The 19477-nt window shown below is 59.0% G+C and carries 16 protein-coding genes and 1 tRNA gene; 13 read left to right on the top strand and 4 right to left on the bottom strand.

Features of this window, described 5'->3' with window-relative positions; all coding sequences use genetic code 11:
• Window positions 1–5 precede the first annotated feature (5 nt).
• The 3 genes from TSACC_RS07735 to TSACC_RS07745 all read left to right on the top strand — a co-directional run bounded on the left by TSACC_RS07735 (window position 6) and on the right by TSACC_RS07745 (window position 4070).
• Complete coding sequence (locus tag TSACC_RS07735; RefSeq protein WP_075078778.1) at window positions 6–1280, top strand: S41 family peptidase; 1275 nt, start codon at window positions 6–8, stop codon at window positions 1278–1280.
• Window positions 1277–2278, top strand: coding sequence for a tRNA (adenosine(37)-N6)-threonylcarbamoyltransferase complex transferase subunit TsaD (gene tsaD / locus TSACC_RS07740; protein WP_084400295.1), 1002 nt, complete (start codon window positions 1277–1279; stop codon window positions 2276–2278). Before TSACC_RS07735 ends, tsaD begins: the two co-directional genes overlap by 4 nt.
• Before the next feature lie 73 nt (window positions 2279–2351).
• On the top strand, window positions 2352–4070 hold the full coding sequence (locus TSACC_RS07745; protein ID WP_075078779.1) for a two-component system response regulator: 1719 nt from the start codon (window positions 2352–2354) through the stop codon (window positions 4068–4070).
• A gap of 3 nt (window positions 4071–4073) precedes the next feature.
• Here TSACC_RS07745 and TSACC_RS07750 read toward each other — a convergent pair whose 3' ends face one another.
• Both TSACC_RS07750 and TSACC_RS07755 read right to left on the bottom strand, forming a co-directional pair.
• Window positions 4074–4892 (bottom strand): hypothetical protein, encoded by an 819-nt coding sequence (locus TSACC_RS07750; protein ID WP_075078780.1) that lies wholly within the window; start codon window positions 4890–4892, stop codon window positions 4074–4076.
• Window positions 4892–5134, bottom strand: a complete 243-nt coding sequence (locus tag TSACC_RS07755) for a glutaredoxin family protein (protein ID WP_075080624.1) — start codon at window positions 5132–5134, stop codon at window positions 4892–4894. The genes TSACC_RS07750 and TSACC_RS07755 overlap by 1 nt, the downstream gene beginning before the upstream one ends.
• A gap of 73 nt (window positions 5135–5207) precedes the next feature.
• On the opposite strand from TSACC_RS07755, the gene TSACC_RS07760 reads away from it, so the two are divergent.
• From TSACC_RS07760 to fabV, 9 genes are all read left to right on the top strand, one after another.
• Window positions 5208–5283 (top strand) — tRNA-Glu (locus TSACC_RS07760).
• Between the two features lie 38 nt (window positions 5284–5321).
• A complete protein-coding gene (locus tag TSACC_RS07765) occupies window positions 5322–5627 on the top strand; it encodes a hypothetical protein (protein WP_075078781.1) in 306 nt (101 codons plus the stop codon).
• Window positions 5605–5895, top strand: coding sequence for a hypothetical protein (locus TSACC_RS07770; protein WP_075078782.1), 291 nt, complete (start codon window positions 5605–5607; stop codon window positions 5893–5895). The genes TSACC_RS07765 and TSACC_RS07770 overlap by 23 nt, the downstream gene beginning before the upstream one ends.
• A 758-nt stretch (window positions 5896–6653) precedes the next feature.
• The gene (locus tag TSACC_RS07780; RefSeq protein WP_075078784.1) at window positions 6654–7448 is read left to right on the top strand and encodes a transglutaminase family protein; all 795 of its coding nucleotides are present in this window, start codon (window positions 6654–6656) and stop codon (window positions 7446–7448) included.
• 242 nt (window positions 7449–7690) lie between these two features.
• Window positions 7691–11200: a beta strand repeat-containing protein gene (locus TSACC_RS07790; RefSeq protein WP_084400297.1), complete on the top strand. Its 3510-nt coding sequence runs from the start codon at window positions 7691–7693 to the stop codon at window positions 11198–11200.
• A 119-nt stretch (window positions 11201–11319) separates the two neighbouring features.
• Window positions 11320–12249 (top strand): AAA family ATPase, encoded by a 930-nt coding sequence (locus tag TSACC_RS07795; RefSeq protein WP_075078787.1) that lies wholly within the window; start codon window positions 11320–11322, stop codon window positions 12247–12249.
• Between the two features lie 11 nt (window positions 12250–12260).
• Window positions 12261–13184, top strand: a complete 924-nt coding sequence (locus tag TSACC_RS07800; RefSeq protein WP_075078788.1) for a DUF58 domain-containing protein — start codon at window positions 12261–12263, stop codon at window positions 13182–13184.
• On the top strand, window positions 13181–15139 hold the full coding sequence (locus TSACC_RS07805) for a transglutaminase TgpA family protein (RefSeq protein ID WP_075078789.1): 1959 nt from the start codon (window positions 13181–13183) through the stop codon (window positions 15137–15139). Before TSACC_RS07800 ends, TSACC_RS07805 begins: the two co-directional genes overlap by 4 nt.
• Window positions 15140–15245: 106 nt before the next feature.
• Window positions 15246–16433 (top strand): enoyl-ACP reductase FabV, encoded by a 1188-nt coding sequence (gene fabV / locus TSACC_RS07810; protein WP_075078790.1) that lies wholly within the window; start codon window positions 15246–15248, stop codon window positions 16431–16433.
• A 52-nt stretch (window positions 16434–16485) separates the two neighbouring features.
• On the opposite strand, the gene TSACC_RS07815 is transcribed toward fabV, so the two are convergent.
• Window positions 16486–18063: an ABC transporter substrate-binding protein/permease gene (locus TSACC_RS07815; RefSeq protein WP_084400299.1), complete on the bottom strand. Its 1578-nt coding sequence runs from the start codon at window positions 18061–18063 to the stop codon at window positions 16486–16488.
• Complete coding sequence (locus TSACC_RS07820) at window positions 18063–18836, bottom strand: amino acid ABC transporter ATP-binding protein (protein WP_075080625.1); 774 nt, start codon at window positions 18834–18836, stop codon at window positions 18063–18065. Before TSACC_RS07820 ends, TSACC_RS07815 begins: the two co-directional genes overlap by 1 nt.
• Window positions 18837–18978: 142 nt before the next feature.
• Here TSACC_RS07820 and TSACC_RS07825 point away from each other — a divergent pair, with 142 nt between their 5' ends.
• Window positions 18979–19476, top strand: a complete 498-nt coding sequence (locus TSACC_RS07825; RefSeq protein ID WP_075078792.1) for an arsenate reductase ArsC — start codon at window positions 18979–18981, stop codon at window positions 19474–19476.
• Window position 19477 lies beyond the last annotated feature (1 nt).

Below are 19477 nucleotides of genomic sequence, written 5' to 3' on the forward strand. Positions count from 1 at the left end.
CCCTCATGCATCGTTTGCTTTGCGCCGTGTCTTTCGTGGCTTTCACGGGATCGGCCTTTGCCCAGAAGGCGAACCCCACTCCAGCCCCCGATGAGGATTCCCCCTACGAAAGCGTACAGGTGCTGGCGCGAGCCATGCAGCTCATTCGCCAGGATTACGTGAATGACAGCAAGATCTCCTACAAGGACCTCACCTACGGGGCGCTCAAGGGGATGCTGTCTCGGCTCGATCCGCACAGCGAGTTCATGGACCCCGAGGACTTCAAGGGGATGCAGGAGGATACGAAGAGCGAGTTTGGCGGGCTCGGGGTCGTGGTCACACTCGACGACGGCTCGCTGACCATTGTCAATCCGATGGAGGATTCGCCTGCTTTCAGCGCCGGCCTCTTGCCGGGTGACCGCATCCTGCGAATCAATGGTGAGGCCACGGACAAGCTCACGATCTCCCAGGCCATCGACAAGCTCAAGGGCGACATCGGGGAGAAAATCACTCTTACGATCCAGCGCCCGACCACCAAGGAGATCAAGGATTACGAACTCACTCGCGTGTCGATCAAGATGCGCAGCGTGAAGAACGCGCAGATCCTGCCCGTTGAGCAGACCGGGGGGCACAAGATCGGGTATGTGCGCATTACCAAATTTGCCGAACCCACCGCCACCGAGCTCGCCAAGGCTCTGGATGAACTGGAAAAGCAGGGCATGGAGGCGCTGGTGCTCGACCTGCGGTATAATCCGGGAGGACTCCTCAACAGTGCCGTGGATGTCTGTGGATTGTTTGTCCCTCCCGATACGAAGGTCGTCTATACGGAGGGGCGTTCGCCCGGGCGGGAGTACCGCACATCCTCGGCTCTCGGACCGCAGCGAAAATATCCGCTCGCCATCCTGACAAACTACGCTAGCGCGAGCGGTTCCGAGATCGTGGCCGGCGCCTTGCGTGACCTGAATCGTGCCGTCGTCATCGGAGAGACGACCTTCGGCAAAGGCTCCGTGCAGAGTGTGGTTTCACTGCCGGATGGCTCGGCACTCCGGCTGACGACCGCCCGGTATTTCACGCCGAGCGGCACGGTGATTCACGAGGTCGGGGTGGTGCCGACGATCAAGGCGACACTGACTCCCGAGCAGGAATATGACCTTTGGAAAATGCGCCGCGAAAGCATCACGGGGGAGCCGACCCTGTCGCTGACCAAGGACGCGCAGCTGTCTCGCGCTGTCGACATGCTGCAAGGCTCCGTGATCTACGCGGAGCGGAAGAAATCCACCAAGCCCGACAAAGGATTGTGATCGTTCTCGCCATTGAAACCTCCTGCGACGAAACCGCGGTCGCGATCCTGCGCGACCATGGGGATGTCCTGAGCCATGAAATCGCCAGCCAGGCGGATATCCATGCGGCCTATGGCGGCGTGGTGCCCGAGGTCGCTTCACGCAATCATCTTTCCCTGCTTCCCTCTCTGGTGGAGAAAGCCCGGGCTGAAGCGGGACTGCGCCTCGATCAGATCGACGCTTTTGCCGCCACGAATGGCCCTGGCCTTGCCGCTGCTTTGCTGGTGGGAGTTTCGGCGGCAAAAGGCCTGGCGTTGGGCGTCAATAAGCCCTTTCTTGCCGTCAATCATATCGAGGGCCACATGTTGTCGCCATTTTTCGGGCTGTCGGAGATCCCTCCACATGTCGGGCTGGTCGTGAGTGGCGGGCATACCATGTTGCTCGATGTGGCCGGCTACGGCGATTACCGGCTGCTGGGGCGCACGCTTGACGATGCTGCCGGGGAGGCTTTTGACAAGGTGGCCAAGCTTCTTGGCCTTCCGTATCCGGGAGGAGTCCAGATCGATCTGCTGGCACGAAAGGGAAATCCCGATCGCTTCGAGTTCCCGCGAAGCATGCTCGGGTCGGGGGATTTTGCCTTCAGTTTCAGTGGGTTGAAAACCTCTGTGCGGTACTTTCTCGACCGGGGATTTGAGCCGGCCGATCTGCCGGACATCTGCGCTTCGTTTCAAGAGGCGGTGATAGACGTGCTGGTACACAAGGCGCTGGCAGCCGTGCGTCGCCAGGGGCGTTCCCTCCTGGCTGTGAGTGGGGGTGTGAGCAGCAACTCGCGGCTCCAGGCCAAGCTTGATCTCGCCTGCAGTTCGGCGGGCATCGCATGGCGCATGGCTCCTCCGGCCTTGCGCACTGACAATGCGCTGATGATCGCCTACGCCGCGTCGCATCGTCAGGGAGGCAACTCCGACCTCGCCGCCGATATCCTGCCCAATTTTGACTACGCCCGGCTGGCCGCCGCTTAAATATCTCCAAGCGGGCAGTGAGGGCTTGCGTGAGCGCTCCAGGTGCGAAACACTTGCCGAAACAGACGTACGCGTGGATTCCTCCTCTTCCCAGCAAGCCTGTAAAGTTCTCGTCGTCGAAGATGATCGTCCCACGCGGATGCTGCTGGAGCGAATCATACACTCGCGAGGACACGAGGTGGTCGGTTGCGAATCCGCCGAGGTCGCGCTCGAGCGGCTCGAGAAGGAGGACTTTCCCCTTATCACGCTCGATATCCAGCTTCCTGGCATGAGCGGGCTGGAGCTGTGCCGCAAGCTGCGGTCGCAGTCGCAGGGAGCTTACATTTACATCCTCGTGGGAACAGGCAATAGCCGGCCGGAGGATTTGCGGGAGATCCTCGACGCCGGTGCGGATGACTACATCGGCAAGCCCTACAATCCCGGCCTGCTCGACGTGCGTCTGACGGTGGCCGAGGCGGCGGTGAAGGAGATCGCCCGCAGGAAGCAGCTTGAGGATCAGCTCAAATTCCTCGCGCAGCATGATCCTCTCACGCGGTTGAGCAACCGCAGCCAGCTCGACCCGGCCCTGGCGCTGGCCATCGATAAGGCCAACGCGGGAGAACCCGGAGCCGTGCTCTATCTCGATCTCGACAACTTCAAGATCATCAATGACACGCTCGGACATGATGCTGGCGACAAGCTCCTGCTTCAGGTTGCCCAGGTATTGAAAAGCCTCACCCGACGATCGGATGTTCTTGTGCGTTTTGGTGGTGACGAGTTTGTCCTCATCCTCCCAGCCTGCGACCTGCCCAAGGCCTGCGAGATCGCTGAGTCGATCGTCGATCGGGTCGAGGAGATCGTCTATACCTCGGGAGACCGTTCGTTCCGCGTGGGGGCGTCGGTCGGCGTGGCGGTGATCGACGGCCTGCTTGCTCCGCCGGAGGTGATGGCCAATGCCGATGCGGCCTGCTACGCGGCCAAGGCGCGCGGCCGCAATCGCGTCGAGGTGCACCGTCCCGAGACCAACGAGATCAGCCAGCTCATAGCTGATACCGACTGGTCGTCTCGGATCAAGACCGCCATGCGCGATGGCTCCCTTCAGCTCTGGTTTCAACCCGTGTATTCCGTAGAGGGCAAAAGGATCCTTTTTCACGAGGTGCTGCTCCGCTATGTGGACCCGCGGCATGAGGAGCCGGTCAATCCCGCCGTTTTTTTGTCCGCCGTCCGGCGATCGGGACAGACGACCAAACTCGACCGCTTTGTCATTACCAAAGCCTTTGAGGCCCTGGCGACGACTCCTGGCCTGTCAGTTTCCATCAATATCTCCGGATCGCTCTTCGGAGATGAAACCTACTGCGAGTTTGTCGAGAGCATGCTGGCCAACTCGGGCATCTCGCCTGACCGGGTGCTCTTTGAGATCACGGAGAATGAGTTGATTCCCAATCTCCAGCACGCCTCGGGGGCCATCACCCGGCTGCAAAAGCTCGGATGCCAGTTTGGACTGGATGATTTTGGTTCCGGCTTCTCCTCGCTTACCTACCTCAAGACCCTGCCCATCGACTTTATGAAGATCGACGGCGCATTCGTCCGCGACCTTCCCAGGCAGCCATTCAACCAGGCGGTGCTGCAGGCGCTCCAGATCATCGCGAGGAATCTCGACATCTCGACGGTGGCCGAGTTTGTGGAGACCGAGGAGGAAATGAATCTGCTCCGGGCGATCGGTATTTCATGTGCGCAAGGGCACTTCATCGGTCGGCCACGGTGGAAGCCCTATCGCGAGGACGAGCTATTTCAGGATTTTGGCAATGCCTGATGCTCAGGAGAGCCTCAGCAGGTCGCGCAGGAACTGAAACCAGAGAAAGAACATCCCTTTCGGGGTGTAGCGCACGCGATTGTCCTCCACACGCTGCAGGAGGCCTGCATCCACATTGTGGGTGATCTGGCCCAGCATGTCACTCTGGAGAGTCGCGATGAGCGTCTCATGGGGAACGAGAACGAGTTCCTCCCTCCGGTACCCCTCCCGGTCGAGAAACTGTTCCTGCGAGGCCAGGAGGCTTCGAAACGGCCCGGGGGCCAGAAATCGCTGGATCTTGGTCTTGGGCTCCAGTTTCAGGCCATAGGAGAACGGGTAGTTCCAGGTGGAAATTGTCCGCCCGTCGGAAGTTCGCGCGGTAACGGTGATGTAAAAGAAAGCGAGGTCTTCCTGCTCGGAGAGGCAGATTGCGGCCTGGAGGCGCTTTCCGGGATGCTCAAAGACGCGGTAGTAGTTCTTTGTTGCATCGTGATCCCAGCCCAGGTCGTCGATGTACTCAAATCCGCTCTCCTCGATTTCCTGGGAGACCTCGGAGAGATTGGGAAATTCGGTGCGCGTCGGAGGGCGTCGGGACTCGATCACGCGATCCACCGGCAGTCTCATGCGACGGATGCGGGTGAGGATCTCCAGCCACGGCAGAAACAGCCAGCTCAACGCGAGAGCGATGCCCATGGCGATGCTGCCGCCGAGCAGCCACCCGGCAAGGAAAGAGGTGACAAAGATGCCCAGGGTGCCCAGCCGGGTAAAAATGGGGTGCTGGAACGAGCGCAGAGCTACGCTCGCGACTCCCACACCAGCCACCAGCAGGAGATTGGAAATCATTACGGATGAATATTGTTCGCCTGGAGGAACTTCTCAAGCTGCCTCACATCAAAATCGGGCAATACCTTGCCATCGGGCATCTCCAGGGTGGGAGTGAGCGACTGGCCGGAGATTTTACGCATGTGAGTGTAGGCGGCCTCGCTGGAAAGCACGTCGATCGACTCAAACGAGTACCCGCGCGCCTTCAGCCAGGAGACGGCTTCCACACACCACGGGCACCACGGTTTGATATACAATTTCATCGGCAGGAAAAGATCGCTGTGCATTCGCACTTGTCAGCACAAAAATTCTCCGATACTTTGCCCGACTCTCGAAGGCGCATTCGTCTAGAGGCCTAGGACACGGCCCTCTCAAGGCCGGTACACGGGTTCGAATCCCGTATGCGCTGCCAAAAACCGTTCGGTTTTTGGGAAATGGCCTCCCTCCGGGATGAGAACGCTGTTCGACTGCCAGTCCCGCTTGTGCGGGACAAATTCCTCTTGGCGAAGCGAAATTCGCAGAGCTGGGGCGAAGCGGAAGCAAAAGGAGGTTCCCAAGGAGTACCTGGGCGTAGGCCGATTCTGGGGCAAGATCGGCAAACTCAAACTCTACATGGAAGGTGTCGCGACCGTGGACGCCGCCGAGGTATTCAGGGCCTACGGGTGCGACGCGCTCTCATCAAGGGGCAGGGTCAAAAAGTACCTGTACGACGCTGCCGGAAAATTCAGCTTCGATGAATACGCAGGCCTGTATTGAGCTTCACCCGGAGTTCGGATTCGCAGCAGCCATGCCGCGAAAAACCGAACCGAAAACAACCCGCAACCTACTTGCGGAGCGTATAGCCGAACTCAAGGCGGCAGGTGTCAGGCATCGAGAGATTGCCGAGCGGATTTCCCCGCAGCTTTCTTACCGCACCGTAGAGCGCTGGGCACAAGGCGCGTACTTTCCTCAAGAGTGGACCTGCGAGCTTGTCTTGGAGAAGCTGCGGGATTGTAAGATTTCTTTGCATCACTTGTCGAATTGACATGAATTTGTCGTTGGTATAAGGGGCTGGCTTAGTTATGGGACTTCAGTTTCCTAATTTAGATGAAGACACGCGTTCGTGTATGTTGACCGAGATTGAGCATGACGAGTCATCTGGAAAACTTTACATAAGCAATCGTCTAAATTACTCGGGCCGGGAAAGATGGGCGGAAATTCTTAAGAGCGCAGCCCAGCATCACAATGATGACTGGTTGGCGCAACAGTTGCGCTCCTTGCATTTGCTTGAGACATCCGAGCCACGGAGACTGAAGTCTGGTGCCTACACCACAGCTAGCGTTCCAACGACTGCAGCCCAGACGCTTGCGGAAGGCGAATTTAATCGGTTTTACATCAGAGCTATCTGCTTACGCGCAATTTCGACCGGTCAGACTGTTGTCGTTTACAGGGCCAAGATGGTGGATAACCCGCGTGCTGAATCCGAGAGCAAAATCGGACTGCAGATGGACCCCGCTGTTCTTGTCGAGGATCTACGTTCCAGTTCGGGATTCAAAACGAGCAGCGGTTTTCCTGGGCCCAATTCCGGCTTGAGCGTACATCTTTAGTCGTTTTTGCCCTAAAAAGGGGCGCTATTGGGCACTCCCTGACTTTCTTAGAGGGAAAGACACGGCTTCGAATCCCGTATGCGCTGCCAAAAACCGTTCGGTTTTTGGGAAATGGCCTCAGAAGATTTTCAAAGCTGCGTCTCCGAATCTTGCGTTTTTCTCATCCAGAGGCCCTGCGAAATGCGATGGAGCTTTAATGAAGCTCGATGCGGGGTGTGAAATGGTACTGGAAACAAAGGCGGAAGTGGCGGCGGTCGTGATGTTGATGCCGCAGAGCGGGGAGGCGCAAACCGTTCTGCAGAGCGAAATTGAAGTCACTCCCGCCATCTCCCATCACGACTATCGGGATGCATTTGGAAACATTTGCCGCCGACTGGTCTTCCCCGCGGGACGCAGCACGCTGCGGGCAACCTGCACGGCGGAAGTGTCGGACGAAATCGATGTCAATCCCCAAGCCGGGTTTACCCTCGCCCAGGATTTGCCTGATGATGTCCTCCAGTATCTGCTGCCGAGTCGCTTTGTGGAATCGGACCTGCTTGTGAAGAAGGCTCACAAGGTGGTGAAGCCGGGATTTTTCAACAAGATCGAGCCGGGTTATCAACAAGCGGAGGCAATTCGGGACTGGATCTTCCGGAAGCTGAAATACAAATACGGCGCGAGCGGTCCAACCACATCCGCCGTGGATACCGCGAAAAAGCGCGAAGGCGTCTGCCGCGACTTTACGCATCTGGGCATCTCTCTCTGTCGGGCGCTGCGCATACCGGCCCGCATGGTGGTGGGATATCTTCACACGCTCGATCCCATGGACCTGCATGCCTGGTTTGAGGCGTTCGTCGGCGGTCGGTGGTACACATTTGACGCCACCCAGAAGGTCGCCAAGGGAAATCGCATCGTGATCGCCTATGGGCGCGATGCCGCTGACGTGGCGCAGATCACCGAGTTTGGACCCATGCAGACGGTGTCCATGAAGGTCTGGGTGACGCCGCGATAAATTCGCAACGTTGACGCTCTCGCCAGATATGGCCTCCGTCGTACCGGCGAGGGGCGGTTTTCCGCCACGTCTTTTCTCAAATCTCTTTCTCGAGGGCTGGGCGAGCCACATTTTTTAGCTCCGGGTCCCTCACATCGAGAAAAATTTTACGCCCGGGTCTATAATTAGAACCAGCGACGGGTTGCGGCGCCGGGCGGGGAGGATTACGGGCTTATTGAAATCCCCCCAGTTCCGTACCCATTATGAAAACCTTTCCCCCGTCAGCCAAGTCGGCTCCCTTGTCTTCCCTCGCCAAGTCAGGATTGTTGAAGCGCAGCCTCGCTCTTTCGGTCGCGGCGGGACTTTTCTCGGCCGCCGGTGGGTTGGCCGCGACGAATACCTGGATCGGCAACAACAGCGTGAACTGGTCGGATCCGCTGAACTGGTCGCTGGGAGTAATCCCGACAACGGGTTCGACAGTGGTATTCGGCCCATCGGGCTCGGCTGGAATGACCATCACGGGGCCGTCCTCGGCTATCACCCTCGGCGGGCTTAATGCTGACGGGTTGGTGTTTGCCGCCACGGCAAATCCGCCCCCACCGGGAACCACGTATGCGTATACATTGAATAATAACGCCGCGGGTCCGATCACGCTCAACAGCACGGGTACGGGAATCGCCATCAAGGACCTTTCTCTCAACGCCCAGCAGGTTAACTCGAACCTTACCATGACGGGGGGAGACCAGATTATTCAAGTGGGTGAGGCTACGGGAGCGCAGTTGTCCGTTCTGGCTACCGGCGGAGCAATCGATGCAGGAAGCAATCGGCTGATAAAAGAAGGTGTGGGAACGTGGTATCTTCGTGGTGCCGGGAACAAGTCGGGTGGTTTCACCATTAACAATGGTGCGCTTCAGTTCCAGACGGAGAATCGCTTCGCTTCAATCGCCACCACGAACGCTTCATTCTTTACCCTGAACGGTGGTGTTTTGCGTTGGGCGACCAACGGAGTGGACACTCTGGATGCAAAACGCGGAATCACCCTTGGAGCGAAGGGGGGAACATTCTCGGTTGTAAATACTGGCGCAAGCGCAAGCTATACCAATGCTCCCATCTACAATGGTGTCATCGCGGGATCGACGGCCTTCACCAAATCTGGCAATGCATGGTTGAGCCTCGGTGGGCAAAATACCTACACTGGCGCTACTCAGATCAATCAAGGCGCGCTGATTCTGAACTTCGGCGCAGCCACGGCACCTGCTTCGAATATTATCAACAGTAGCAGCAATCTTGTGATGGGGAGCATGGTTGGGACGATCGACTTTGGATACGGATCGACTCTGGGAGGAACGAGCATCGCTGCAAACCCCACGCTGTTCATTCAGGCTGGAACCTCTGGGGGAACTCAGACCTTTAATGGCTTTTCCGTTGAGGCGGGTGGAAATAACGTAGTCGGTCGCGGAAATGGAGCCTCCAGCGCAACTCTGGATGTTGGAGAGATAGTCCGCAAAAAAGGTGGCACTGTGGCGTTCTCCTCCCTGACCGATGGTGCTGGCGGACTAGGAAGCGGGTTGTTCAAGACCTCCAGCGCCAATGTGAACGGAATCCTTGGTGGATGGGCTACGATCGGCTCGGCTACCACGGGAACCGCCGCTGTGACGAGCACGGATTGGGCTTCAGTTGACGGCAGTGGAAACATTGTTGCGTACACGGGTTACTCGGACATCACCTATAACGCCGCAATCTCCAGTTCTGCGGTGAGTAATGTCAGGATTACCGGGTCGACGGCGGGTTCGGCAACTCTCGGCGGAGCCACAATCACCGACGTGAATACGATTCAGTCGAAGAATACTTTAGCGCAGACTATTGCGTTTGGAAGCTCACAGACGCTTCGCCTCGGGGCTAGCGGTGCTATCTGGAATCAAAGCACCGCCGCGATGACCCTGGGCAGTGGTGTCTCAGGCGGGTTCCTTACAGCAGGCGGAGCCGATAATACTGCAGGCGATCTCACGCTCATCTCCACAGGCGGTGCGTTATCCATATATTCCCGCATCACGAACAATGGTACGGGCGTGGTAAGTGTCACGAAATCTGGTACAGGGGGGCTGAACCTTTATGGAGCGAACACCTATTCCGGTGGAACCTATATTAGTGGAGGCACGGTCACGGTTGGTAATGCTTCCGCTTTTGGAACTGGTGACGTCTACTTGCTTCCCGAGTCCAAGCTCGCCGTGAACTATGTCGGGAGCACTGGGATTTCGAATAATTTCTACATTGGATCAAGTGCTGCCCAGGATCTCGGAGGCAAGGCGTTTAGCGGAACCTTCACTCTGGCGGCGTCAAACATATCCATTACAGGTGCAAGCGGCAGTGTGCTTGCTGGAAAGATTACAGGGGACTTTGGGCTGGGTATCAGCAGCGGCAGCAGCATTAGCTCTATTCGTCTATCCAATACGACTAATGATTTTTCGGGAGGACTGAGTGTTTCTGTAGCAGGTTCCAATGCAACGACACTGCAGCTTGGTGCGAGTGAGGTTATTTCAAATGGTGTCGCCAAGGGAAACGTGCTCATCAACGGAGGTGGCTCGGCTGGCGTGGCTACTCTCGATCTCAATGGATTCAATGAGACGATCAATGGTCTGATTTCCGGAGCAAATTACACTCGGGCGGTTGTGACGAACTCTTCCGGCACGCAGTCCACGTTGACGCTAGGAGATTATGATCAGTCGGCAACGTTTGCCGGTGCAATAACGAGCAATCTCGCCATCACCAAGATCGGGGCGGGCGTTCAGATATTCTCCGGTGCCAACACCTACTCCGGTGCCACGACGATCAATAACGGCATCCTGCAGGCAGGTGTGGCTACGGTGGATGGCGTGAGCGGAGCCTTCGGCCTTGGCTCGGCGGTTTCGCTGGCCGATACGGCAGGCGCAGCGCTTGCATTGAACGGATTCAATACCCGCATCGGTTCGCTGGCTGGCGGCGGTTCTACGGGAGGTAATGTAACGCTTGGCTCAGCCACGCTGACCACCGGGAATTCGTCGAATACCCAGTATGCGGGTGTGATCTCCGGCACAGGCGGGTTTGTGAAGGTCGGTTCCGGCACCCAGATCCTGAGCGGAGTCAATACATATACTGGCGCGACGACGGTCAGCGCGGGTTCGCTCATCATCGGTGTGGGCGGTTCGGGCAGCCTCGCCAGCGGCAACGTGACGGTCCAAAGCGGGGCGACCCTCGGCGGCAGCGGTACGATCAACGGGGCGACGACGATCCAGGCGGGCGGCACGCTTTCCCCGGGCAACAGCCCTGGCGTTCTCACCCAGTCGGCGGGACTTACGCTTAATACGGGATCGAGCTTCACCTTTGAACTTGCAGCCAATACGACGGCGGGCCGAGGCACCAACTTTGACGGTGTGAACGTCACGGGCGGCACGCTGACGATCGAGAGTGGTGTGGCCTTCAACGTGGTCTTCAACAGCCTGGGCTACACGGTCGATTTTTCGAGCGGATTCTGGGACGGCAGCCAGAGCTGGCTCGTGTTCAGCAATGCCAACCTTCCCTCGACGGTGGCTGGTATCTTCGACCTCGGCACGGTCTCAAACGACTCGCTCGGCCAGAGCTTCTCGACGACTGGCGGATCGCTCGCCTTTAGTCAGGTGGGCAACGATATCTACCTGAACTACACGGCGGTTCCAGAGCCCGGGACGTGGGCGCTGCTCGGGCTGGCCGGAGTGGCGTGGCTGATCATTCATCGCCGCCGCCGCATGGCTGCATAAAGCAACTCGCAGAGGTTTAGTTCAAAAAGGCGCCGGGGTTGGGGGATTCTGGCGCCTTTTCGCTTTTGGGAAACGATTGGTGGGAAATTTGACTCGTTCGGCGTATCTTGCCGATGCGAATGGAGTCTTTTCTGCGAGAATTTCAGGCGGAGGCCGGCCGGGCCTTGATCGATCGGGAAAGGGAGTTGGAACTGGCCCTCTGCTGTTTTGTCTCCGGGGGCAATCTGCTCATCGAGGACACCCCGGGAGTGGGCAAGACCACACTGGTGAAGGTGATGGCTCGGCTGCTCGGGCTGGATTTCAAGCGTGTGCAGTTTACCAACGACCTCCTCCCCGCCGACATCCTTGGCAGCCAGGTCTTCGACGCCAGTCGCCAGAGCTTCTCATTTCATCGCGGGCCGATTTTTGCCCAGCTCGTCCTGGGTGACGAACTGAATCGAGCTTCACCTCGCACCCAAAGCGCCGTGCTGCAAGCCATGGATGAGCACGAGGTGACAATCGAGGGGCAGACGTATGAACTGCCCGAGCCGTTCTTTTTTGTCGGAACGCAGAATCCGCACGAGCAGATCGGCACGGCCTTGCTCCCCGAGTCTCAGGTGGATCGATTTCTCATGCGCATCGCCCTCGGCACGCCGGAACGGAGCACGCAGCGTAAACTCCTTGAACGTCATCGCAAGATGGCTGGCGGGGCGACATTTGACTTTCACAGCCTGCGAGTTCTCGTGACACCTGAGCAGTTGGCGGGATGGCAGCGTAGTGCGGCTGCAGTGCATGTGTCGGAGGCGGTTTCGGAATACATCCTCGACCTTTTCGATGGCGCGCACGGTCGCGGGTGGGTGCTTTCTCCTCGAGCGAGCCTCGGTTTGCAGCGGGCGGGTCAGGCGAGGGCGTTTCTGAATGGCCGCGAGTACGTGCTGCCGGATGATATTCAGGAGGTTTTTCTGCCTGTGACCACGCACCGGCTGGCCCAGTTTTCCCGTGTGCCAGGTGATCCTCGAGAGGCTGCCTCCATGGCGCGGACGCTGCTGGAGCAGACACGTTCGCGGTAGAGAGGACGGTGATGGCAAAGCGCATCCGCGAACGCATTTACATCGTTCCGCGTTGGCCAGGGATCGGCTTTGCCTTGGTGGTCTTGCTGATCTTTGCCTTGGGTTTTGCCTTCATCGGCAGCCGCGAGTTGACCCATATCCTCGGCATCTCACTCGTCGTGGCGGGATTGGTCGTGCTCATCCAGAGCAATGACAATGTCCGCGGACTGGAGATCATCGGATGCCGGTCGGTGCCGAGTCCGGCAGGAGAGCCTCCGGTGCTGGAGGTATCGGTGCGAAACGCGGCGGCTCGTGAGCGCATCGGACTCCATGTGCGCAAGGCAATCCCGTGGCACAAGGCGTGGCGGCTGCAGCCGACGGGCGCCTGGCTGCCGATCATCGAGCCAGGACAGAGTCTGGTCGTGAGGCTGCCACTGGACCCGGTCGCTCGCGGCCGGCATCCTGTGCCTCGTCTCTGGGTGGCCAGCGTAATGCCATTTGGGTTGTGTTTCGCGTGGAAGGAATTTGCGCCCGGAGGCGAGTACTTCGTTTATCCGAAGCCTCAAGGGATAACTCTGGAAGAGCGAAACCTGGCTGGAGAGGGGGATCTGCAAGGTAATGGCGCGGGCGGCGATGATGTGAGCGGGCACCGGCCCTATGAGGCGGGAGATTTGCTATCGCGGATGGACTGGCGTGTATTTGCCCGTACCGGCAAGATGGTCGTGCGCACCTTGGATGAGGGGGGGAGCGGGGAGGTCGTGCTCCGCTGGCGGGACACGGCATTTCTTGACGACCCGGAGGCGCGGCTGGAGCAACTAAGCTGCTGGATGGCTCAATGCATGCGCGAGGCGCGCCCCTTTCATCTCGATCTTTCTCCCGTACGAGGGGAAATCAATGGACGCAATCTCTCAACCTGCCAGGAGGCGCTGGCGACCTTCCCGGGAGGTGCGGCATGAACGAAGTTCAGGAGCGCCGCGAGCGCCATCTCGGCTGGGTGCTGGCGGGTGCGCTGACGATTCACCTGATCATTCTCGTGCCGCGGGGTCCAGTGATGCTTGCGGCTTTGGCGGCTTTACTCACTGGTGCGATCCTGCGGCAGAGGCAAACTCATCTGCCGGCATGGCTGGTACGGGTGGCTCTGGTATTGGGCGCGATCGGTGTGTTTATCGATCAGGATTACTTTCGCCTGGCCAGTACTCTGGGAGATTTTGGGGCAATCGTCGGCGCGCTGCTTCTCCTGCGCCCGGTAACACCCCAGCGTGGAATGAGGGTGTTGCTCTGCATGCTGGTACTGCTGGCCAGCGCGATCCTCAGGCCGTATCCGACGGTCGGTGCGACATTCGTTGTCATCGATGTCATCGTGTTTTTGCTGCTGGCCGAGCAAATTCACCGACCAGCTGAGGCGACGGTGAGCTTGTGGGTGGCGGTCAGCCGGTCATTGCGGGTAGTGGTACCGGTGGGCATCATCGTCACAGCGATTTTCTGGGCTTTTCCCAATCTTTCAGATTACTCGCCCAAGGTGTGGTCGGGATTCTCCGGTAGCGGGGTGCTGAATCCCGGGAGCATCGCCGAGGTGGCGCAGTCGCGGCGCGTCGCCCTGGTGGCCCGGTTTGCTCCGAATCAGGAAATACCCAAGCCCTCCGAGCTTTACTGGCGCGGGCAGGTGCTCGAGGTCAGTGGCGGGATGACGTGGGCGAGATTCTCTCGGGAGATCGAGCGGGACCGCCTGTTACTACCCTCCATGCCACCCTCGGAGGCGGGGCATTTTCATTACCGGCAGGAACTCGCGGCAAATCGCTCCGGCATCGTGGCGGTGCTCGATCACGCTCTCTATGTCTCCGCCCGTCGTGACGATCAGGATGTCGTGGTAATGGATCTCGGCGGATCGGTGCTGCAGGCTGTCGGTGGGGGGCAACTGGCCATGGACGTCGTCTCGACCTCCAGCCCCATGCCGGATGCTCCTCTGGCTGCGCTGGCGGAGGGTTCGCTGACCGTTCCCAAGAATGTCCGGAACGATCCCAAGGTGAAGGCGGTTCTGGACGAGATTTTCCGTCCCTCCATGGACACTCCGGCCCGCATGCAGGCCGTGGCAAAGTTCTTCCGAAAAGGGGGCTTCCGCTATACGCAGCGACCCGGACGCACTGATGACCTGGGCAATTTCCTGACCGCACAAAAACGCGGCTTCTGCGAGCATTACGCTGCGGCTGGGGCGACCTTGCTGCGCCTCGGAGGCGTGCCCGCACGCATCGTTACAGGGTATCGCGGAGGGACGTGGAATCCCTGGATGCGCACGATCACTGTGCGCGACAGTGACGCCCATGCCTGGGTGGAGGCCTGGGACTCCTCGCGCGCGCTCTGGGTGCGCTTTGATCCCACGGATTTCGTTGCTCCGCAGCTCGCCGGAGGGATTGCACGGGAGATGGACTCCTCCATGTGGCCGTGGTACCGCACGGGAGCGAGCTACCTGGCAGCAACTGTCGCGACATCAATGGAGAATGTCGAGGAAGCCTGGTCCCGGCTGACCTCTTCCCAGGCGTGGGAGCACGTGGATGTGATGATCTTTATCGCTCTGGTGGGTATCGCCTTTATCTGGCTATTGCGTAATCTCCGGGCTCGCCGAAGCGCCCGCTCGGAGAACCGCGTCGAGCGGCTTTTGGTGGAACTCGAGGACATTGCGGCCCGGGCAGCACGTAATCGACAGATCTCGGAAACTCCGCTGGCCTGGCTGAAGCGGCTGGAGGCTACCGCGAGCGAGGAGGTGGAGAAAGATGCGATCCGCCAGTTCTCGGATGCGTACGAGGAAGGCGCGTATCGCGAAAGCCATGCGGTTGACGCGCTTGTCGGCCGGCTAAAGGCTTTGAAGCAGGAACTTCGGCGTCTCTGGCGACGTCCAGCAGCTGTCTCCCGGTAGGAAAGGGTGGGAAATCTGGGGTTTTCCGGCCGCTCGTTTGAAAAAAGCGGGTGATTTCCGAGGCTTGCCACCCAGCCGGAAAGGAGACACAAGCAAAGGGGTACCCATGATTATCACTCCCAAGATTCGCGGTTTTATCTGTACGACGGCTCATCCGGACGGCTGTGCGGCTCATGTCCAGGAGCAAATCGCGTACGTAAAGAGCAAACCCTCTCTACCCAACGCCCCCAAGCGCGTGCTCGTGGTCGGTTCCTCGACCGGGTACGGCCTGGCCTCGCGCATCGTTGCCGCCTTCGGAGGCGGAGCCTCGACCGTCGGCGTGTTTTTTGAAAAGGAACCCGTGGAGAAAAAGACCGCCTCGGCTGGATGGTACAACTCCGCTGCGTTCGAAGAAGCCGCGCTCAAGGAAGGGCTCTACGCCAAGAGCTTCAATGGCGATGCCTTCTCCAACGAGATGAAGCAAAAGGTGATCGAGACGATCAAGACCGACCTCGGCCAGATCGACATGATCGTCTACAGCCTCGCCTCCCCGCGTCGCACCGATCCGGTTACCGGCGAGGTCTTCAAGTCCGTGCTCAAGCCGACGGGCGAGACTTTCACCAACAAGAATCTCAATACCGACAAGAAGGAGATCGAGACCGTCTCCATCGACCCCGCCTCTCCGGAGGAGATCGCCCACACGGTGAAGGTGATGGGGGGCGAGGACTGGCAGCTCTGGATCGATGCCCTGGAAAACGCCGGAGCGCTCGCAGAGGGGTTTAAGACGGTTGCATACTCGTACATCGGGCCTGAACTGACCTGGGCCATCTACACCGACGGCACCATCGGTCGAGCCAAGCTCGACCTGGAAAAGACCGCCCGCGACATTAACGGCAAGTTCGGGGCGGGCACCGCGCTCGTTTCCGTGAACAAGGCGCTCGTCACGCAGGCGAGCTCCGCGATTCCGGTCGTGCCGCTCTACATCTCGATCCTCTACAAGGTGATGAAAGCCAAGGGACTTCACGAGGGCTGCATCGAGCAGATCGAGCGTCTCTTTGCCGATCACTATTGCGCTCCGGAAGGGCCCAAGCTCGACGACGCGGGACGCATCCGCATCGACGACTGGGAAATGCGCGAAGACGTGCAGGCTGAGGTTCGCGACGCGTGGAAAGACGTCTCGACCGAGACGATTGATGCCGCGACGGATTTCGCCGGATACCAGAAGGAGTTTTACCGCCTCTTCGGCTTCGGCCTCTCTGGCGTGGATTACGCGGCGGACGTCGATCCGATCCGCAAGATCCCGAGCCTCGGGTAAATTCTCGTTTCTTGACAAAGAGGGCCGGCCTGAGACGCCGGCCCTTTTTTTGTTAGCGGGAGGCTTTGCCGATCTTGATGAAGCCGGGAACGATGCCTGGCTTCTGGCCCGGTCGACGCTGGTCAACGGCGAGGGTCTGCTCGGTGTACCGGGCGAGCCGCACGAAGGGCAGGCCGATCAAGAGATAGATGATCGCCACAAGGATGCCGGGGCCAAAGAAGTCGAAGGTCTGGGTGGCGATTCGTTGATACGCGCCAGTCAGCTCCACCAGCGTTACCATCGACACAAGCGATGAATCTTTCAGGAGCGAGATGAAGTCATTCGTAACCGGCGGGAGTACCAGCCGGAAGGACTGCGGAATCACGACGAAGCGCAAACCCTGAAAGTGCGTCATGCCGAGCGCGCGAGCAGCCTCCATCTGTCCCTTCGGGATGGCGAGCAATCCAGCGCGGTAGTTTTCGGCCTCATAGGCGGCATAGTTCAGGCCGAGACCGAGCACGCCCGCGATGAAGGGGGAGAGTTTGATGTTGAGTTCGGGATGCCCGAGGACAGTGCCGAGCTGGGACAGGCCGTAAAAGATAAAGAGAAGCTGGATGAGGAGCGGAGTGCCGCGCACGATCTCGATGTAGAGCGTGGCCAGCCAGCGCAGCGGCCAGGGGCCGAAGACGCGCATGAGGGCCAGGGTGAAACCGACCGCGATCGCGAGTGCCATGCCGACGAGCGAGATTTCAATCGTGAGGATGGCGGCATTGAGGAGGAGCGGCCAGTAGTTCCAGTACTGCTGGAGCTTGGTCGAGAGGCTGGCGTGTTCGCTGTGGGACGCGACGAAAGCCTTGTAGGATGTATCGGGCAGTGAGGGCTCCTCGGGCTGGCCGAAGGCTCCCGCGACGGTCGGAGTCCAAAGACCCCAGCGGGATAGGATGTCGCGCATCTCGCCACTCTCGATGACCTGCTGGAGGGCGGCGTTGAGCTCCTGCTGGAGCTGGGTGTTGCCCTTCTTGATCGCGATGCCGTAGACGATCTGACCGAAGGGCGGACCGCTGAACTGAAGGTTGGGATTTGGAGCGGCGTAGTATTTGGCGATGGGGTAGTCCAGGAGCACGCCAAAGAGCCGCCCGTTGGCGGTGTCCTGATAGGCATTGATTTCCTCGTCGTAGGTCTTGGCCTCGACTCCCGGGGTTTTCTCCAGCATGGCCAGGGCCGCAGTCTGGTCGAGTGTGCCGATTTGCTTGCCGGAGAGCTGGTCGAGCGAAGTAATGGGAGGTGTGCCCTTGCGGTCGACCAACTGCTCAAAGGTGACGTAGTACGGATTACTGAAAAGCACCTCACCCGCCTTGTCCGGGGTGATCTCGATACCGCAGATCACGACGTCGTACATGCCGCGTCCGAGGCCCGGGATGAGGCCATCCCAGTCGTTCTGGATAAACTCGGCCTTGCGACCCATGCGCTGGGCGATGGCGTTGATGATCTCGTACTCGAAGCCGGTGAGCTTGTTGCTCGAGTCGTAAAAGGTATACGGCGCGTTGCTGTCGGGATCGGCGGCCCAGCGCAGGACGGGCTGCGGGGCGGATTCCTGGGCGGTGGCGAGTGCCGCGGTGCAGAGCAGGATGGAGGCGAGGAGGCGAAGCATCAGATGAACCTCTTGAGGAATTGACGAGTCCGTTCGTCCTTCGGGTTTTGGAAGATTTCGTCTTCGTCGGAGATTTCGACGATATGGCCTTTTTCCATGAAGACGATGTAGTCGCTCGCATCACGGGCGAAGCGCATTTCATGCGTTACGACGATCTGGGTCATGCCCTCGTTGTCGAGGTCCTTCATGACCTTGAGCACCTCGTCGACCAGCTCCGGGTCGAGGGCGCTGGTTGGCTCGTCATAAAGCATGACTTGCGGGTTCATGGCCAGGGCTCTGGCGATTCCTGCCCGCTGCTGCTGGCCTCCGGACATCTGGGCGGGATAGCGGTCGGCGAGAGCGCCGAGTCCGACCTTTTCGAGAAGGCGCAGACCGTTCTTTTCGGCATCCTCACGTGGGACGCCCCGAACGACCATCGGTGCGAGCATTGTATTTTCGAGGATGGTTTTATGCGGGAAGAGATTGAACTGCTGAAAAACCATGCCGACATGCTGGCGGAGCTTGTGGGCTTTTTCCTTGAGATCGCGGGGAGGGGCATCCTCCAGCCCCTGGCAGTCGATCTCCACCCCGGCGATGGAGATTTTTCCCGCATCGGGAACCTCCAGGAAGTTCATGCATCGCAAAAACGTGCTCTTTCCGCAGCCGGACGGTCCGATAATGGAAACCAGGTCGCCTTTCTCAACATCGAGGCTGACGCCCTTGAGAATGGGATTGTCATCGAAACTCTTATGCAAACCGTGAACCGATAGAAGCGGTCCGCTGGGGTTCTCCATGCGCGTAGTGGGATACATCTTTTGAAACATCTCGCAATACCGGGGCGAGATTGGACTGTGACAAATTCGTCACATTTCGTAACTTTCCGGTTGGTCCCGCATTCGGAAAGTCCTCACACGACGACCGAACCCAAATAAGCATATGGCCACCGAAGTTCCCCAGCGAAAATTCAAGACGCTTTTTCTCTGCACCGCGAATGCCGAACGCAGCATCTTCGCAGAATATCTGCTAAGGAAGGAGGGTGGGGATCGCTTTGAGGTTTACAGTGGCGGTACCTCTCCGTCTGGAATCGTTCATCCTCTGGTTCTTGAGATTCTGAAGAACGACTATCAGATCGATGCGTCCGATGCCCGGAGCAAGTCCTGGGAGGAATTTCAAGGCGTGGAATTTGATTTTGTCATCACTCTTTGCGACGCGGCCAGGGAGCAGACTCCCGACTGGCCGGGTCAGCCGATCATTGCCCACTGGAGCTCGCGCAATCCCGTCGAGATGACTGGGGATGCGGCAGACGTGCGGCATGCTTTTTTTGAAGTGGCCGAGGAGATTCACCGCCGCGTCCAGCTCTTTGTCGCGCTGCCCTTCGAAAAGCTGGACCTTCTTCGTTTGGAGGCAGCCACACACGACATCGGAGCCGGATAAT

Origin of the sequence: Terrimicrobium sacchariphilum (genome assembly GCF_001613545.1) — a bacterium.
Classification (GTDB): domain Bacteria; phylum Verrucomicrobiota; class Verrucomicrobiia; order Chthoniobacterales; family Terrimicrobiaceae; genus Terrimicrobium; species Terrimicrobium sacchariphilum.

Excerpts from the sequence above, each read along its gene's own strand:
- TSACC_RS07735 (WP_075078778.1), top strand. The coding sequence starts at position 6 with ATGCATCGTTTGCTTTGCGCCGTGTCTTTCGTGGCTTTCACGGGATCG.
- TSACC_RS07750 (WP_075078780.1), bottom strand. The coding sequence starts at position 4,892 with ATGATTTCCAATCTCCTGCTGGTGGCTGGTGTGGGAGTCGCGAGCGTA.
- TSACC_RS07755 (WP_075080624.1), bottom strand. The coding sequence starts at position 5,134 with ATGAAATTGTATATCAAACCGTGGTGCCCGTGGTGTGTGGAAGCCGTC.
- TSACC_RS07765 (WP_075078781.1), top strand. The coding sequence starts at position 5,322 with ATGAGAACGCTGTTCGACTGCCAGTCCCGCTTGTGCGGGACAAATTCC.
- TSACC_RS07770 (WP_075078782.1), top strand. The coding sequence starts at position 5,605 with ATGAATACGCAGGCCTGTATTGAGCTTCACCCGGAGTTCGGATTCGCA.
- TSACC_RS07780 (WP_075078784.1), top strand. The coding sequence starts at position 6,654 with ATGAAGCTCGATGCGGGGTGTGAAATGGTACTGGAAACAAAGGCGGAA.
- TSACC_RS07790 (WP_084400297.1), top strand. The coding sequence starts at position 7,691 with ATGAAAACCTTTCCCCCGTCAGCCAAGTCGGCTCCCTTGTCTTCCCTC.
- TSACC_RS07795 (WP_075078787.1), top strand. The coding sequence starts at position 11,320 with ATGGAGTCTTTTCTGCGAGAATTTCAGGCGGAGGCCGGCCGGGCCTTG.
- TSACC_RS07800 (WP_075078788.1), top strand. The coding sequence starts at position 12,261 with ATGGCAAAGCGCATCCGCGAACGCATTTACATCGTTCCGCGTTGGCCA.
- TSACC_RS07805 (WP_075078789.1), top strand. The coding sequence starts at position 13,181 with ATGAACGAAGTTCAGGAGCGCCGCGAGCGCCATCTCGGCTGGGTGCTG.
- fabV (WP_075078790.1), top strand. The coding sequence starts at position 15,246 with ATGATTATCACTCCCAAGATTCGCGGTTTTATCTGTACGACGGCTCAT.
- TSACC_RS07815 (WP_084400299.1), bottom strand. The coding sequence starts at position 18,063 with ATGCTTCGCCTCCTCGCCTCCATCCTGCTCTGCACCGCGGCACTCGCC.
- TSACC_RS07820 (WP_075080625.1), bottom strand. The coding sequence starts at position 18,836 with ATGGAGAACCCCAGCGGACCGCTTCTATCGGTTCACGGTTTGCATAAG.
- TSACC_RS07825 (WP_075078792.1), top strand. The coding sequence starts at position 18,979 with ATGGCCACCGAAGTTCCCCAGCGAAAATTCAAGACGCTTTTTCTCTGC.